The sequence below is a fragment of the Maribellus sp. CM-23 genome (assembly GCF_021354595.1).
Lineage (GTDB): Bacteria > Bacteroidota > Bacteroidia > Bacteroidales > Prolixibacteraceae > Draconibacterium.
The window spans coordinates 430,871-446,199 of record NZ_JADWYJ010000002.1; the positions used below are offsets into that span (position 1 = coordinate 430,871).

At 38.3% G+C, this 15,329-nt stretch carries 18 protein-coding genes; 7 read left to right on the plus strand and 11 right to left on the minus strand.

Features of this window, described 5'->3' with window-relative positions:
• Positions 1–23: 23 nt before the first annotated feature.
• The 7 genes from INQ51_RS09135 to INQ51_RS09165 form a co-directional block, all read right to left on the minus strand.
• Positions 24–806, minus strand: a complete 783-nt coding sequence (locus INQ51_RS09135; RefSeq protein WP_233377665.1) for a hypothetical protein — start codon at positions 804–806, stop codon at positions 24–26.
• 195 nt (positions 807–1,001) lie between these two features.
• Positions 1,002–1,958 carry a Fic family protein gene (locus tag INQ51_RS09140; RefSeq protein ID WP_233377666.1) on the minus strand — a complete coding sequence of 319 codons (957 nt, stop codon included), beginning with the start codon at positions 1,956–1,958 and terminating at the stop codon, positions 1,002–1,004.
• A 246-nt stretch (positions 1,959–2,204) separates the two neighbouring features.
• Complete coding sequence (locus tag INQ51_RS09145; RefSeq protein WP_233377667.1) at positions 2,205–3,044, minus strand: hypothetical protein; 840 nt, start codon at positions 3,042–3,044, stop codon at positions 2,205–2,207.
• Positions 3,045–3,248: 204 nt separating this feature from the next.
• Positions 3,249–3,746 (minus strand): PH domain-containing protein, encoded by a 498-nt coding sequence (locus INQ51_RS09150; protein ID WP_233377668.1) that lies wholly within the window; start codon positions 3,744–3,746, stop codon positions 3,249–3,251.
• Positions 3,747–3,954: 208 nt separating this feature from the next.
• The gene (locus tag INQ51_RS09155; RefSeq protein ID WP_233377669.1) at positions 3,955–4,953 is read right to left on the minus strand and encodes a hypothetical protein; all 999 of its coding nucleotides are present in this window, start codon (positions 4,951–4,953) and stop codon (positions 3,955–3,957) included.
• A 162-nt stretch (positions 4,954–5,115) separates the two neighbouring features.
• The gene (locus INQ51_RS09160) at positions 5,116–5,793 is read right to left on the minus strand and encodes a YiiX family permuted papain-like enzyme (protein WP_233377670.1); all 678 of its coding nucleotides are present in this window, start codon (positions 5,791–5,793) and stop codon (positions 5,116–5,118) included.
• A 141-nt stretch (positions 5,794–5,934) separates the two neighbouring features.
• A complete protein-coding gene (locus tag INQ51_RS09165; RefSeq protein WP_233377671.1) occupies positions 5,935–6,666 on the minus strand; it encodes a hypothetical protein in 732 nt (243 codons plus the stop codon).
• Positions 6,667–7,162: 496 nt separating this feature from the next.
• Between INQ51_RS09165 and INQ51_RS22515 the strand changes: the two genes are divergently transcribed.
• Positions 7,163–7,294 carry a hypothetical protein gene (locus tag INQ51_RS22515; protein ID WP_262909892.1) on the plus strand — a complete coding sequence of 44 codons (132 nt, stop codon included), beginning with the start codon at positions 7,163–7,165 and terminating at the stop codon, positions 7,292–7,294.
• Between the two features lie 140 nt (positions 7,295–7,434).
• Here the strand turns inward: INQ51_RS22515 and INQ51_RS09170 are convergent, their stop codons facing one another.
• Complete coding sequence (locus INQ51_RS09170; protein ID WP_233377672.1) at positions 7,435–8,388, minus strand: calcium/sodium antiporter; 954 nt, start codon at positions 8,386–8,388, stop codon at positions 7,435–7,437.
• A gap of 707 nt (positions 8,389–9,095) precedes the next feature.
• Here INQ51_RS09170 and INQ51_RS09175 point away from each other — a divergent pair.
• The 6 genes from INQ51_RS09175 (at position 9,096) to INQ51_RS09200 (ending at position 12,987) form a co-directional block, all read left to right on the plus strand.
• The gene (locus tag INQ51_RS09175; RefSeq protein ID WP_233377673.1) at positions 9,096–10,214 is read left to right on the plus strand and encodes a DEAD/DEAH box helicase; all 1,119 of its coding nucleotides are present in this window, start codon (positions 9,096–9,098) and stop codon (positions 10,212–10,214) included.
• A 193-nt stretch (positions 10,215–10,407) separates the two neighbouring features.
• Positions 10,408–10,851 (plus strand): cold-shock protein, encoded by a 444-nt coding sequence (locus tag INQ51_RS09180; protein ID WP_233377674.1) that lies wholly within the window; start codon positions 10,408–10,410, stop codon positions 10,849–10,851.
• A gap of 122 nt (positions 10,852–10,973) precedes the next feature.
• Positions 10,974–11,276: an RNA recognition motif domain-containing protein gene (locus INQ51_RS09185; RefSeq protein WP_233377675.1), complete on the plus strand. Its 303-nt coding sequence runs from the start codon at positions 10,974–10,976 to the stop codon at positions 11,274–11,276.
• Between the two features lie 17 nt (positions 11,277–11,293).
• Positions 11,294–11,485 (plus strand): cold-shock protein, encoded by a 192-nt coding sequence (locus INQ51_RS09190; protein WP_233377676.1) that lies wholly within the window; start codon positions 11,294–11,296, stop codon positions 11,483–11,485.
• Between the two features lie 136 nt (positions 11,486–11,621).
• Entirely contained in the window at positions 11,622–12,605 is a 984-nt protein-coding gene (locus tag INQ51_RS09195; protein WP_233377677.1) for a GTP pyrophosphokinase family protein, read from the plus strand.
• A gap of 220 nt (positions 12,606–12,825) precedes the next feature.
• Entirely contained in the window at positions 12,826–12,987 is a 162-nt protein-coding gene (locus INQ51_RS09200) for a DUF5670 family protein (protein ID WP_233377678.1), read from the plus strand.
• Between the two features lie 81 nt (positions 12,988–13,068).
• Here INQ51_RS09200 and INQ51_RS09205 read toward each other — a convergent pair whose 3' ends face one another.
• From INQ51_RS09205 to INQ51_RS09215, 3 genes are all read right to left on the minus strand, one after another.
• The gene (locus INQ51_RS09205; protein ID WP_233377679.1) at positions 13,069–13,467 is read right to left on the minus strand and encodes a hypothetical protein; all 399 of its coding nucleotides are present in this window, start codon (positions 13,465–13,467) and stop codon (positions 13,069–13,071) included.
• Between the two features lie 83 nt (positions 13,468–13,550).
• Complete coding sequence (locus INQ51_RS09210; RefSeq protein ID WP_233377680.1) at positions 13,551–14,090, minus strand: helix-turn-helix domain-containing protein; 540 nt, start codon at positions 14,088–14,090, stop codon at positions 13,551–13,553.
• Between the two features lie 92 nt (positions 14,091–14,182).
• Positions 14,183–15,286: a fatty acid desaturase family protein gene (locus INQ51_RS09215; protein WP_233377681.1), complete on the minus strand. Its 1,104-nt coding sequence runs from the start codon at positions 15,284–15,286 to the stop codon at positions 14,183–14,185.
• Positions 15,287–15,329: the final 43 nt, after the last annotated feature.

Here is a 15,329-nt window from a genome sequence, read left to right on the forward strand (position 1 = left end):
CTACCTGTATTACAACTAGTCTTTTATTTTAGCTCATTCAATATTTCATTTATTTCTAATCCAATTTTCTCAATTTCTGATACATATATGTCCGTATCTTCACTAATGGCCTTGATAATTATCTCGTTTTGTTGAATTCTCAGATCGCAATATTTTATCAACTTTGCATTTTGCTCAATTAGTTCCTGGGGTAGATTATCTATAGAATTCAATCTCCCAACTATTTCCTTGTTCTCTTTCCACAGTACTACTCCTTTTGTGAATTCTTTAATTAAATAGTCTGGTTTCGCTGTTTCAATCACATTGAAAACAGCAACTGCCTTATTCTCATTCTCTACAAAATTTTCAACTTCTCTATCATAAGTTGAAATGTCAAAGTCAGCAGTTTTATTAGATAAGTCTCCGGCAAAGAATGCAACAACCGCAATACCTACAAAAAGAATTACCATAGCGATAGCTCCAACACCTGCAGCATTCCATCCAGAATAAAATTCACCACCAGATTCTTTGTGTTGTTTTAATTTTTCGCCCTGAAGTCGTTCTACAATTAAATAGATAATTCCAGTGTAGATTAAAGGAATTAGTGGCTGGGGAATTTTGTCAATTATTGGCTCGGGAATTGAAAATATTCCGGCAAATAATAAGACACTTGATATTATTCCTATTATTAAAGATTTTCGAGCATTGTCAGATTGGTCTAGTACCTCAAAATTTTTCTTTACCAGGTAACCTGCTGCAAGCGGTCCGCCAAAATAGGTAGCAATTGTAATGGCTCTTTGAGAATAGAATTTTTTAGCTTCTTCCATTTGTGATTAGGTCAATATTTTTGGTTTTTAAAGTTAGCTGTAACCGTCACTTATAAGTTGTCGTTGCGGATTTCGGAGAGCGTTCCTCCGCCAGTTGGCGGACACGGAACTGCGATGCGATCCCGAAGCCTCGGGACGCAGTTGGCGTACCACCGAACCCCGCCCTGCAATAGGTACTGTGTTAGGTTTAGTTTTTTATTTGTATTTATATTTTGTTGTTCTTTTGTCACCTTGTTTTTCAATAATTCCATCGTCAACAGCAATTTTCAGGTCTCTACTAGCAGTTGCAGGAGATATATTTTTAAATGCCCTTAAATAATCTTGTCTTGAAAATTCTTTCGTGCCAATTATTTCTTTAAAGTTCAAAATTCTGTCGTTGTTGGTCAAACTTATATTTTGAACTTTTAATAACTCTTCCAAAGAATCTTGTATAATTTCCAACATGAATTCAATAAATGAAGTAGAGGCTCCTTGTTTGTCCGATTTCCCAAGGACATTGTAATATTCTTGTTGTCTTAATTTCACTAAACTTTCAATCGGTAGAAATTCAAAAACAGGGGAGTGTTCCTTTAAAATCATGGTTTGCCAAAGTCTTCCCATTCTGCCATTACCGTCTATAAAAGGGTGAATAAATTCAAATTCGTAATGGAATACACAGCTTTTTATAAGAATTAAGTCATTGTCGTTTTTAAGGTATTCAAATAAATTAGTCATTAAAGAATGAACCATATCTCCAGGTGGTGCGATGTGGGCGATATCGCTGCCCTTTACAATTCCTACTGAACCGGTTCGAAGTTTCCCCGGATTTTCAATCAAATCTTTCATTAGAATCTCATGTGCTTTACACAACGATTTTAATTCGAATACTTTGAATTTATTTAGTTGATTATAAACCTTGATTGCATTTTTGACTTCTAAAATATCTTTTTTCGGAGCAAGAATTCTTTTGTTGTCAAGAAGGTCTGTAATTTGCTCAATAGTCAAGGTATTTCCTTCAATTTCCAATGAAGACTGAATTGTTTTTATCCGATTTCTTTTTCTTAATTCGGTAGGAGGTTTGTATAAATGAGCAGCATTTACTTCTCCAATTTTTTCTGAAATAGAAGCAATTAAATTTAAAATTTTACCTGTTATTTCGTATGGTGGGTTCATAGTTTAAAATCTTGATACTATCATATGATAGTATCAAAAGTAGTCATAATTATTTATGCTGCAATCTTCTTTTTTCAATATTACGTAGCGGTTGGTACATGTTGTCGGGGTCCCGAGTACTCGGGAGAGAGCGTTCCTGTCCGCCAGCTGGCGGATACGGAACTGCGAAACGATCCCGAAGCCTCGGGACGCAGTTGGCGTACCGCTGAACCCGCCCTGCAATAGGTACTGTGTTATAGCTTGTTTTTATTCTGCATATTTTACTCGTATCCCGTCAGTTTTACTTAGTCTTGCCTCATCTCCATTACTGCTGTATAAATAGATATTCAAGTTTGTAACATCAAAATATTCTTTGGCTAAATCAAAGGCTTTTTTAAAATCTGCGTCCATTTCGCGTAATAAGCTTAAACTATGATTGTCAGGTTCCCAATGCTCGTCTATTGGTTTTCCATCGTCTCCAACTCTTAAATGTCGGTATGGATAATTAGGAACAGAGGTTACTGCAAAACCTATAGTTTCCAATTCTTCAAAAAACGCTGCTGCTTGTTGGGTATTTTCAGTCCCTTTAAAAACTACACCTCCGAATAAAAGATTCTCAGGGATGGGATATACTGTAGTTATTGAACTTAAAAAATTCTCATTAGTCGGAATTTCTAAAATAAATTTATCTTCATTAACAGTTAAGTTCGATTTGACTTCAAAATCGTATGTCTTTAGAGTTACTAAATAATCATTTTCAATTAATTTATTGTCTGGAATAAAGAAATTTCCTTTAGGTCTGCATAATGAATCAATACCATTGGGTGTTGGAAATTTTGGGCATTTCCCATTATCTACCTTGTCTATAAGAGAAATAGTAATATTCTTTCCGTCAATTTTATAATCAAAAACTAATTCAAATGAGTTTTCATATTCCATATTCTCATAAAATTCAAACCTTAGTCTTCTGCCTCCTTCTCCAAATACTTCATGGTCCCAGTACAATGATAAACCTTCAACGCTTGCCTTCTCATCAATTGTAAAGTCATCTTTATTGCATCCTAAAACTATTATTGCAAGAATAAAAATAATTAAGTGAGTTTTCATTTTAGTTAATTTTTGGGTTCTTTTTAAAATAAGCTATAACGGTTAGTACATGTTGTCCGGGCGGATTTCGGAGAGCGTTCATGTCCGCCAGCTGGCGGACACGCAATGGCGAAACGATCCCGAAGCCTCGGGACGCAGTTGGCGTACCACCGAACCCCGCCCTGCAATATGTACCTTGTTATAGCCTGTGTTTTATTCGTTAAGTCATTTTAGGTTTAATTTATCTACTATATTCTTATTGTCTGGAGTAATAATTATTTTGCTATTATTTGTCACTATAAGAATTTTATTTTTTCGTTGAGTTGCATAAAAAGTCATGTTTCCAAAACCAGTTGCGTGAAACTTTCCAAAATACCCAAATAATCCTCCAACTCCGAAAGTCCTGATTAGTCCTTTCATTTCATTGTCTGCAAGCAATCGAACTTGCTTAATATCCCCAAGTTTTATTTTTACTTTTCCTATTGGTCGGTTAATTGTCAGTATGTTATTTGCAATTGTGTAAAACCGGGGTGCATAAAGCCAACTGCCCAATAGAATTATAAAAAATAATAATAGTATTCCTGAGTGAATCAAAATTGTAGTTGTGTCTCCTTGTGAAGCGAATAAAGCTCTAACACTTATTTGTCCAATTACAATTAGTAATACAAACACTCCAATAGTTATTCCTTTCGTTAAAGTGTCAAGTGATGCTTTATATTTCATTGCTCTCATTTTTAAAATAAATGTCTGTTTGGCTGTTTCCAACATTGGCTATAACGGTTGGTACATGTTGTCGGGGCGGATTTCGAAGAGCGTTCCTGTCCGAAGGACACGGAACTGCGAAACGATCCCGAAGTCTCGGGACGCAGTTGGCGTACCACCGAACCCCGCCCTGCAATATGTACCGTGTTAACGGTTGTTTTTTAATTTTTTATTCATATTCAATTAGATAAGTCTCTGAAAAATCGTCAAGCCATACATATTTTTTTACAACTTTTATTAATCTGTTATTCATATCATATGAAAAGGATTGTTCGATTTCATTTGTATAGTTTTTCTCAAGCATCTCTTGAGTATAAAAAGGTGGAGGTGGAGGAATACTAATTTCATTTTCCTTTTTTATTGGATAACGAGTTTTCCTTATTTTTTTATCCAGTCTGTCTTGGTTGTCATAGGCAAACTCGAAAGCCCAATTTTCTCCGTTTGCATTCCAGTATTCTTCTAAAATGGGCTTTGATTTTGAGTTATATTGAATCTTGTATTTGTCAATATCGTCTCCACATTCATGAATTCCTTTTGTAGTAAAAGAAGTAATGTTTCCCAAAGAATCGTAATTATAGATTTCTTCGAGTTCGATAATAGAATCGTTTACGAAAGACTCCTTAATTAAATTTGATGATTCGTCATATTCATATTTTCTATAGAAATAGAAAAGAACGGTGTCACGTGTTTGATTGTAAAATTCAATTTTAAAATTGGAAACTAATCCTTTGTCATTGAATGTATAAACCTCCTTTTGAAATTCGTTATCAGTGATATCTGTAATACCTTTTTGAATTAATTGTCCTTTTTCATTATAGTCGTATGAGTAATTCTCTCCATTAATTATATCTCCTTGGTTGTCCAAAATCTTACGACTAATTAATAAAGTGTCACCAGAATCATATTCGTACTGTGTTAACTCAATTTCATTTAATGGGTCATAGAGAAAATCGCAGAATACGGATTCTTTAATAATTTTTCCTTTTTCATTAAAGTCAACACTCTGAACTAATATTCTTTTTTTGTCCGACTCTTTGTAAAGCTTAATCACATTAACTCCATCATAGATTTTGTCATTGAATTTAATCCACTCTTCGATGTTTTGCTGTCCTCTGACAGTAAAGAATGTTAAGCAGAAAATTAACAATATTTGAATTCGTAGATTCATCTAATTCTCTATTTCAAAATAACCGTTAACGGCACGAATATGCGTAGTGCGGGATTTCAAGGCACTTCACTATCAAACCACTACTTTGTTTATTAATTGCATAAAAGTCCAAATTCACTGCATCGCCCCGCATTACGTATATTTATTGTTGTGGCCTGGTTTTTATTCATCATAAATAGTGGTCAACCTTTCGCTTTCAAACATGCTTGCCGGAGAAATAACAATTTCATCCTTTGGAATATTTCCCCCATACCTTTCTTTAAGTTTTTGTAATACAGTATTGTCGGTTAAATTAAACTCGCTTAATCTTTGTAGTTTCCCGATTTCAATGTTTGCTGCATTTTTATATATTTTCCATACTAATTCAGAACAGTAAATTCTATCATCTGACCACTCAAAATATAAATCATAGTCCTTTCCACTATACTTTTCTCCCTCGGTTTTCATTTTATTTTTAATGTCAGTAGTCAGAATTTTATCTGAGTTTTTAAGTCGTTTAATTACAAAATGTCTTTTCTCTCCACGGTCAATCCATTCTTCTAATGATGTCAACTTAACTGGCTGAACAGCTTCGTAAACAAAACAATTTCCTTCAATTTTATAAATAATTCCGAGATGACTATATTTTGAATTTGTAGCAATTTGAATTGCTTTACTCTGACTTGATTTTGATGTTTGAAAAATAATATCTCCATCTTCAACGTAATCATACAAGTCAGTTACGTCAATGTGTCTTGCTTCATCAGCCATTAAAGGTCCAATGAATTTAACTATCACAATAAACACTAATCCAAGTATCGTAATTGAAATTATTATTGCATTTCGTATCGTTTTATTCATAGGTACTTCGTTTCTTAAACTTGGCCACAACGGTCACTTGTATGTGGTCGGGCGGGATTTCGAAAAGAAATCCTGTCAGACCCGCAGGAAAGTGGGCGCAAGGTCTGACTTGTCAGACCGCTAAGACACCCGCCTGCCATATTACAATTTGTTACCAACCGTATTTAATTTATTTTTTATCTCAATAGCTTTGTTATTCACTGTTTTCCATTCCTCCGTCTCAATAAATTCATCAATCAAAGGAAGATTTTTAGGTGTTATATCTGCAATCGCATTTAGAGTTTCATCAAATTCCGATAACAATTTCAATTCAGTAGAATTAAATGTTTGTCTAAAATCATCTGAAGCTGGAAAATAATAATCTTCCCATTGACAGAATAATTCATTGGAGACTTGCGCTATTGGAACGTTTCTTTGATACTCCAATTGGCTTTCTTTTGATGCCCACAAGTCAATCACTCCGAACACGTTATTTCTTGTCAAGTCGATGAATTCCTCCTCGCTTATACTTTTACCCTTACTTGCAATTTCTTCAGTAGGTTTATTGATTTTATTTCTCAACGGTCTCTTCCTAATTTTTACTCGGTAGTAATAAACGGGTGCATACAAAACGTTGAAAAAGAAAAGGGGCAGTAAGGACTTTGAATACCTGTCATATTTGAACAAAAACCATATACAATACCCCCAGAAAAATAAAATTATCAGATTTAAAGGCATTACAATTAGGTTAAAGATTGTCCTGTCCTTACTGAAAAATATGCTGTCAAAAGTTTCAGGGAATGACAATGCAAAAATTGGCATTAGGAATACTGAAATCAGAAAAATCAGATTCACTATAAATGCGGCAAATACAATCTTATCCAATAGTTTCATTTTGTTTTTTCAATATGGTTGGTAACGTACGTGGAACCCAACCAGTCGGGTTATATCGTTATTATCAGGTTGGGTTATAACACCCATTGGGGTGGATAAACCAACTTTTTCTGATTTTTCGGGAGGGAGCCGTTTCATGAGCGGGCGGTTTCGTTTTTTCGTTTTTCCGAAGATAACAAGAAAAATGTTTTTAGAAAGCTGTTTAACAATACATTTCAAAGGATCGGCTTAACCACGTTCTTCCGGAAAAGTAAAAAGAAACGCTTTAATCTCCTGTGGGCTGCAGCGGATAAATCCTTCCTGCTATCCTCAGAGCCGCCCTGCAACATTTTTCAGCATCCTGCGGCATTTTTTCGGCTTCCTGTACGATTTTTGGCCGTCCTGCGGGATTTTTTGTCGCCCTGCAACACATTTTCTTGAATCCTGCGCCCCTTTTTCAGGCCCTGCTTAGCAGGAAGGCCCCAAAATGAAGCAGGGAGGGTCAACAACATGCAGGATGCCTGTCAGGCATACAGGGCAGCCAAATACCTCGCAGGACGCCGTATTTTTCAACTGGAAGCATCCAAGCTACACCTCCGGTGTTGATCTGAACAAAGTGCTAAGCGGTTCCAAACCACTTAGCGCGTAAAGCAATCGAAACAACCTTTCAGCGTTTAACACACAAAAAATCCAACCCGTTCCGGGTTGTGGGAATCCAGGGATGTTCGGTTCTACGAAAACCCAACGCATACTGCGTTGGCTCCTCCTCGGGAGTTTTTTAGACCGGTTTTACCCGATTTCCTTTTTGATCAGAAAAACCGTATAGGCAATAAAAAAGACCAGTAACAGGGCGGCTTCCCAGCGGTCGAGTTTCTTTCGTTTGCCGGTAAGCATGGCCACAAAAAGGAAAATGGTTCCGCAGGTCATGATGATCAAATCGGTATTAAACGAAGTATTGAACGGTATGGGATTGATCAGAAGGCTGCCTGCCAGTACCAGCAGCACATTAAAAATATTGGAACCGATCACATTTCCGATCGCGATATCACTGTTTCTTTTCAGCGCGGCCACAATCGAGGTGGTAAGTTCGGGAAGCGAAGTTCCGGCAGCCACAATGGTTAAGCCGATAATTTTTTCGCTAACCCCCAACAACGAAGCAATTTTCACGGCGTTGTTTACCACCAGCTGTCCGCCGGCCACAAGACCACCCAGTCCGAGAACTATAAACAGCGCAATCTTCCACAAGGGCCGCTCCACCGGCTTTGATGCTTCCGTATCTTCGGCCTTCATTTGTTTGAAAACGTAAAACAGAAAGCCCAAAAACAAGGTCAGTAATATCACCCCGTCTATCCGCGACAAGGCAGGTACACCCATGAAGAAATTGTTGGAAAGGGCGATCAGCACCAGCAACAAAACAATCGACAGGGGAATTTCGCGCCAGGCCGTTGACGACTGCACCGTAATCGGGTACAACAAGCCCGAAATCCCGAGGATGATGAATAAATTGAAGTTATTACTTCCAATCACATTTCCCAGTACCATATCGGACAAGCCTTTGGTGGAAGCCACCAGGTTGACCACCATCTCGGGTGCCGAGGTTCCGAAAGCCACAATCGTTAACCCGATTGCCAGGTCAGAAACCCGGTATTTTTTAGCCAGTGCCGAAGCACCATCCACCAGCCAGTTGGCACCAAAAATAAGTGCCACAAATCCTCCCAGTACCAATAACAATGAAATCAGCATACCTCGTTATTTTTTACGAATATGTGGAATTTCGTTCATTGTACAACTGTAGTACAAAAATTTTCGGGCGTTGGTGCGTTGAAAGCCTGTTCTGTTAAAAAATTGCTACTGGGTAAAATCCCCTCCAAAAAAGCAGAACCACATTCTTCAGGAAAAAGGGCCGTTAAACCGCCCAATGTGAAATTAAGACTACAATATCTGTAAATAACCGTTTTATCCGGAATTAATTCCTACCTTTGTTCCCTTGACAATCAGGTTTTTATTGAATCGACATTAGCAATGCTTTGTTTCGCCGCTGGTTAGCGAATCTTCTCATCGTCCAATCGACATCCAAAATCAACTTTCTTGTTTAGATTAACAAGTCGCGAGTGTGCTACGCAATACATCGTGACACACTTTAATATACTATGACAAAATCTTTTTATACAGTTTTAACACCCTCGGGCGCCAAGCCCTTTGATCTGATGTGGTCCACACATTCACCCGAAATGATCCCGGCCAAACGCCAAAAAGCAAACGTTTGAACAACAGTGTTCAACACGTAGTAAGGTATTGCCTTTGTACAAAACCGTATACTGCCAGGCGGAATTGTACAAATGCATTTTTGGAAATCATCATCCGGATTAAATACCTGAAATCGCTGCATTTTTCCCATATGCTTATTAATTATTAAAAGAAAGCTGTAGATCCAAACAGCGTATTCAATTATGACATTTAAAGAATTAAATATTTCAGAGCCCATATTAAGAGCTCTGGCCAACAAGAACTACGAAACTCCCACTCCCATACAGGAGAGGGCAATTCCGGCCGCACTCAGTGGTAGCGACCTACTGGGCTTGGCTCAAACCGGCACCGGAAAAACGGCGGCCTTTGCCATCCCCATTATTCAGCAACTTAACGAGTCTTTCCAAAACGGACGGAAGCGCGAAATAAAAGCATTGATCCTCACTCCCACCCGGGAGCTGGCCATACAAATTGGTGAAAGCTTTTGGGAATACGGAAAATATACCGACATGCGCCATGCTGTAATTTTTGGCGGCGTAAAACAGGGGCCGCAGGTTGATAAGCTGCGAAGAGGTGTCGATATTCTGATTGCCACACCCGGACGTTTGCTCGACCTCATCCAGCAAAAGTACATTTCGCTTAACCGTATCCAACACTTTGTACTCGACGAAGCCGACCGCATGCTCGACATGGGTTTTATACACGACATTAAACGCCTGTTACCCATGCTGCCGCAACAAAAACAAACCCTGTTTTTTTCGGCCACCATGCCGGCGACTATTGCCACGCTTTCGAAATCGATACTGCGCAACCCGGTACGCGTAAAAGTAAACCCGGTTGCCTCTACCGCCGAGATGATCGAGCAACACCTGTACTATGTGGAGCGACCGAAAAAGAACCAACTCCTTGTTTCCATACTCAGAAACGAGCAGAATAACTCGGTGCTGGTTTTCTCGCGTACCAAGCGAGGTGCCGATAAAATTGCCCGCATATTGAATGTAAACGGAATCGGTTGCGAAGCCATTCACGGTAATAAATCGCAGGGAGCACGGCAACGTGCGCTTGAGAATTTCAAGTCGAGGAGAACAAGGGTGATTGTGGCCACCGACATCGCCGCCAGGGGCATTGATATTGCCAACCTGGAAACCGTGATCAACTACGACCTGCCGGATGTGGCCGAAACCTATGTACACCGCATTGGCCGTACCGGACGTGCCGGGAAAAGCGGAATTGCCCTGTCGTTTTGTTCGCCGGACGAACGCCCGATGGTGCGCGACATCCAAAAACTGACGGGAAAGAAACTGAATACCGTAGTGGCCTAATCGACCACCAGGTATTGGAAAATAACTAAGAATGATGAATAGCAATTAACGATTGAAAAAATATAAACAGCGGTGCAGAAACGCACAGCTTCATTCATTATTCGTTAATCATTATTCAACATTCAAGATTTATAGCAACTAAAGTAGCTGCAAACTTGAAATAAAATCAGCAATAACATTAAAACAAATATGAATGGGTAGATCATCGATTTCTTTTAATAAAAAAGAATTAGAGAAAAAAAGAGCTCGAAAAAGAAAAGAAAAACAACAGCGAAAAGAAGAACGCAAAGCCAACGGAGGCAGTGGTTCACTGGACGATATGATTGCTTATGTGGATGAAAACGGGGTAATCACGGATACCCAGCCCGATCCGAATAAAAAGAAAGTAGATGCCAATAAAATCGCCATTTCCACTCCCAAAAAACAGGACGAGGAAGAAGTGCCGTTAAAAGGGCGTGTTGAGCATTTCAATAGAGACAAAGGCTACGGCTTTATTAAAGACATAGCCAGTACCGAAAAGTATTTTTTCCATATTTCTGATGCTTATCCCAATATCACCGAAGGAAACAAGGTTTCTTTTGAACTGGCCAAAGGAAACAGGGGCTTAAACGCCGTAAAGATCGAGCCAGCAGAGTAAAATTTTTATTCACTATTAAAATAGAAACAGGTGAAACAAGCATGGTAAAAATTATCACAAACGAGGATGATTATTTGGTGCGACTTACTGGAGTTTCTGTTTAATAATTAAAACACATACGAATGAATATTTATGTATCGAATTTAAGTAATAACACAACAAGTGAAAGCTTAAAAGAATTATTTGCAACATACGGAGAGGTTAGTTCTGCAAACGTTATCATGGACAAGTACACCGGAGCATCGCGTGGATTTGGCTTTGTTGAAATGCAGGATGCTGAAGGTAAAGAAGCCATCGAGGCTTTGCATGAAACAGAGTTTGACGGCAAAACAATTATTGTAAATGTAGCCCGCCCCAGACCCGACAGAAACGACCGCGGCCGCGATAACCGCGGTGGCGGAGGATTTAACAGAAGACGTTATTAATATTTTAAAATAATATCATGAATAAAGGAACTATAAAGTTTTTTAACGAAGCAAAAGGATTTGGTTTTATAAAAGATTCAAATTCAGAAAAAGAGTATTTTGTCCATTCATCAGGATTGGTTGATTTTGTAAAAGAAGCCGATACAGTAACTTTTGAGTTGCAACAGGGACAAAAAGGGCTAAACGCCGTAAATGTTAAACGAGTATAATTCGTTACAACAACAGATATCAAATCCCGCTCAATGCGGGATTTTTTCGTCTTTTCAGTTGGTTTGAAATTGAATTGACGACAGATTTTTTGCCACTGTTTACGTGGAAATATTGCTTTACCCGTCACCCCGATTTATGTCACATATCGATTTAAAAATAAATGAATTCAAAAACGATTATGATTCTAATCTTGAATTTTACCATTTGGCATTGGCAGCCTTCACAAAACTCATTGCCCCCTTCCCAAACGTTGAATACGTTACGGGTAGGATTAAAGAATACGAAGAATGCCTGAGCAAATTTAAACGGAAGTATTTACCTGGGATTCCCTCTTCACGCAGAGATTACAAGATAATTGATTTTTTATCCGACTTTGTGGGAATACGCGTTGTTTGTCCGTACCTGAAAGATGTGCGTATTATCCGAAAAGAACTAAACAAGTATTTCAAAGAAGTTTCCATTACCGATAAAACGGTTCAGATCGAAAGTACGGATGATAAATTTGGCTATAAAAGTTTGCATCTGGACCTTAAGCTAAACGGGAAATACGCAAAAAAAACCGAATACGCCCCCTATGCGAATATCCAGTTTGAACTTCAAATCAGAACCATTATCCAGGATGCATGGAGTGTTCTGGACCACAAAATCAAATACAAAAAAAGTATCCCCCAAAGCCTGAAGCGAAGAATCAACCGCTTGTCAGCGTTGTTCGAGATTGCTGACGATGAGTTTTTACGGATAAACGATGAAATCAGTATTGAAGAAAAAAGAATAAGCAACCGCTTAAAAAAAGGCTATACGGTTGATAAGAAAATGCCACTCGATGTCTTTCGATTTCTATTTGTAGCACTAAAATATTTTCCCGACTATAATTTCATTGAATTCAAAGTAGATGGCTTCGTTCAGGAAATTCTTGCCATTAAGAATAAATTTACGGAAAGTGAATTAAACGATGCCCTGCAAGCTCATCTGTTAACCGTTAAGCAAATTGCTGAGATTGAAAAAAAAGAATTGAATCCGTACACAAAAATCCGTTATTGCCTGTACCTCTCTAATCCTCATTTGTTTTCGAATATACTGTCTGATTACCAAAAGAACACTCTCTTACTGACAAAGTAAATTCGATGCTATTGAATTAGAAGGCGCCCTGACAAAATCTTCCGGCCCCAACACTCCGAACAAGCTAAAATCAGTCATTTATTTCTTTAATTGAGCGATTACCTAGCAATGTGTGAATGATGTAACTATTGCCTTGAATTGTGTAACACTTTACACCCCGTATTTAAGTATCTTCATAAGGTTATCGGGCATTAAATTATTGCTCAAAAATTACCATACCATGAAAAACTCGCTATACATTATTGCAGGTCTGTTGGTGCTTCTCTGGGTTATCGCTTATTTTGCTTTTGATTCGTTTCGGTACATCGATATTTTGTTACCGCTGGCAGCATTTATCGTTCTTCTCCGTATTTTTTATGTAAAAAGAGCCATGAAGAAATAAGCCGGTATTAGCAGAATCAAGACGTATCACTGATCCAGGAATCTTTAGGATCAGCGCCATAAACAGGTTTTACCCATGCTTTTACTTTTCACGCTCAACCATGTAAAAAGGAATAAAAAAGTCGAAAGGAGAATCTTTAACGCTCTTCTCTTTTAGCTCGTCAATCAGTTCCTCGTAGAATTCATTAAAACGCTCCAAATCGTCATAAGCCAACAAAAAAAGCAGTTTCTGAGTGTTGTGAAAATTAAATTCACCAACACTGGTATATATTACCACCAATCTAAAATCACAAACATTATCGTATTCACGCAGGTAGAAACTAATGAATTTGTTTTTGTTCCCTATCGGTGTTACCACATAGCGGTAGCTTCTGGAGATACGGTCCCATTCGAAAAAAATAATATAATCCTCAATGGAAAAGTAGGGTTGGATAAACCGGTAAAAGATATCTTCCAAATAATATTTCTCTTCGTTGTTCAAATGTCCTCCCTTCGCCTTTTTTATTGATTATTACTTAAGTTAACCAAAACAATCGAGATCTGCTTCATTTTAATTTCAACCACTCACACATTTTCCAGTGTAACCCGTTCCGAGTTTCTCAATTTTTTAAAACGGGATGGCGTTAGCCCGGTGTATTGCCTCAATTGGTTCGACAGATGGGCGACGCTGCTGTAATGAAGTTTGTATGCAATCTCTGTAAGGTTTAGTTCATCGTAAACAATAAACTCTTTCGCTCTTTCTATTTTGTGTGTGAGGTAAAATTTCTCGATGCTTGTGCCATTTACTTCCGAAAAAAGATTGGATAAATAGGTATAATCGTAGTTCAGTTTCTCACTGAGATAATCGGAAAGATTTACCTTGATCTGTTCCTCCGTGTAATGAACCAGGCCAATAATGGCACCTTTTATTTTCTCCACCAAAATGCTCTTTCTGTCACCCATTAAAACAAGCCCTGATTTTTTTAACGCTAATGCCAATTGAATTAACTGTTCAGGCCGGGCGTTTCCGACAATCTCAGCTTCCCCAATTTTGACATACGAATACCGAAGGCCAACCTTTTCTAATTCGCCCCTCACTACCGCCTGGCAGCGAATACAAACCATATTTTTAATATAAAGCTTCAACTTTCCTATATTATCTCGTTTTGCTGCCCAATGAAAACTCTTTCACAAAACTAAAGGGCACTGTGCTTCAGTCAGCAAGCCGGGTTCACGGTGCTTTTGCTACTTCCCAGTAATTTTAACATCCTTATATGTTGCCACACGGCATGGACAAAGCTCTTGTTTACGTGGTAGGGAAGATTGAACTCCTTTGCTTTCGCCTGCACAATTTCCGAGATCTTTTTATAATGTATATGGCTCACGTTCGGGAATAAATGGTGTTCTACCTGAAAATTCAGTCCTCCAACAAACCAGGAAAAGATTCTGCTTTTAGGCGCGAAATCGCAGGTTGTATGCAATTGATGAATCGTCCAGTTATTTTCGATCTGCCCATCTTCATCAGGCATTGGATACTCTGAAGAAGGCACAACATGAGCCGTTTGAAAGATGGTACTTAATACCAAACCTGCGGTAAAATGCATCAGCAAAAATCCGGCAACTATCCAATACCACGAAACCGGGATGGTTAAAAGTGGAATAAGCAGAAATACGCAGTAATAAACAATTTTTGATAGTATTATATGGCTAAGCAATTGGTTAACCCTTCGTTTTCCGCTTAGTTTAACCCCCATTTTTTGGTACTTCTTAAAACGTCTGAAATCTTTGGTCACGATCCACGAAATCGTCATCAAACTATAAAAAAACCAGGCATAGATATACTGGTAACGATGAATCTTTTTTAAAGGGCGGTGAGGCGAAAACCGCAGAATACCCGGAGGAGCAATATCTTCATCATGCCCTTCAATGTTCGTAAATCCATGATGAAGCGTGTTGTGCTGGTAACGCCAGTTGGGCGGAAACCCACCCAGCAAATACAATGAATTTCCAAAAAACCGGTTTACCCGTTCATGCTTCGAAAAAGAACCGTGATTGGCATCGTGCATGGTCACCATTCCCAGTCCCGGCATCCCCACCCCCATAACAAACCAACACACCAAAACAGGTATGACAGAAGTTACAAGCCCCGAAACCATAAGAATATAAGGCACCAGGTACAACAGGGCCATAAAAATAGTCTTCAGGTAAATTTTCCTGTTCCCGTAAGGTTGAATGTTGTTTTTGCTAAAATATTCGTTGACCGAATTTCTTAATTCCGTCGTAAAATTGAGCTTATGTCTTGAGTACTTTATGTTTCGCATTTTATTAAAACTTATTTCATTTTTTTATATATCAGTAGTTTTC

Bases quoted from the DNA above. Each gene is read 5' to 3' on its own strand.
- INQ51_RS09135 (WP_233377665.1), bottom strand. From the start codon at position 806: ATGGAAGAAGCTAAAAAATTCTATTCTCAAAGAGCCATTACAATTGCT.
- INQ51_RS09140 (WP_233377666.1), bottom strand. From the start codon at position 1,958: ATGAACCCACCATACGAAATAACAGGTAAAATTTTAAATTTAATTGCT.
- INQ51_RS09145 (WP_233377667.1), bottom strand. From the start codon at position 3,044: ATGAAAACTCACTTAATTATTTTTATTCTTGCAATAATAGTTTTAGGA.
- INQ51_RS09150 (WP_233377668.1), bottom strand. From the start codon at position 3,746: ATGAAATATAAAGCATCACTTGACACTTTAACGAAAGGAATAACTATT.
- INQ51_RS09155 (WP_233377669.1), bottom strand. From the start codon at position 4,953: ATGAATCTACGAATTCAAATATTGTTAATTTTCTGCTTAACATTCTTT.
- INQ51_RS09160 (WP_233377670.1), bottom strand. From the start codon at position 5,793: ATGAATAAAACGATACGAAATGCAATAATAATTTCAATTACGATACTT.
- INQ51_RS09165 (WP_233377671.1), bottom strand. From the start codon at position 6,666: ATGAAACTATTGGATAAGATTGTATTTGCCGCATTTATAGTGAATCTG.
- INQ51_RS22515 (WP_262909892.1), top strand. From the start codon at position 7,163: ATGCCTGTCAGGCATACAGGGCAGCCAAATACCTCGCAGGACGCCGTA.
- INQ51_RS09170 (WP_233377672.1), bottom strand. From the start codon at position 8,388: ATGCTGATTTCATTGTTATTGGTACTGGGAGGATTTGTGGCACTTATT.
- INQ51_RS09175 (WP_233377673.1), top strand. From the start codon at position 9,096: ATGACATTTAAAGAATTAAATATTTCAGAGCCCATATTAAGAGCTCTG.
- INQ51_RS09180 (WP_233377674.1), top strand. From the start codon at position 10,408: ATGGGTAGATCATCGATTTCTTTTAATAAAAAAGAATTAGAGAAAAAA.
- INQ51_RS09185 (WP_233377675.1), top strand. From the start codon at position 10,974: ATGAATATTTATGTATCGAATTTAAGTAATAACACAACAAGTGAAAGC.
- INQ51_RS09190 (WP_233377676.1), top strand. From the start codon at position 11,294: ATGAATAAAGGAACTATAAAGTTTTTTAACGAAGCAAAAGGATTTGGT.
- INQ51_RS09195 (WP_233377677.1), top strand. From the start codon at position 11,622: ATGTCACATATCGATTTAAAAATAAATGAATTCAAAAACGATTATGAT.
- INQ51_RS09200 (WP_233377678.1), top strand. From the start codon at position 12,826: ATGAAAAACTCGCTATACATTATTGCAGGTCTGTTGGTGCTTCTCTGG.
- INQ51_RS09210 (WP_233377680.1), bottom strand. From the start codon at position 14,090: ATGGTTTGTATTCGCTGCCAGGCGGTAGTGAGGGGCGAATTAGAAAAG.
- INQ51_RS09215 (WP_233377681.1), bottom strand. From the start codon at position 15,286: ATGCGAAACATAAAGTACTCAAGACATAAGCTCAATTTTACGACGGAA.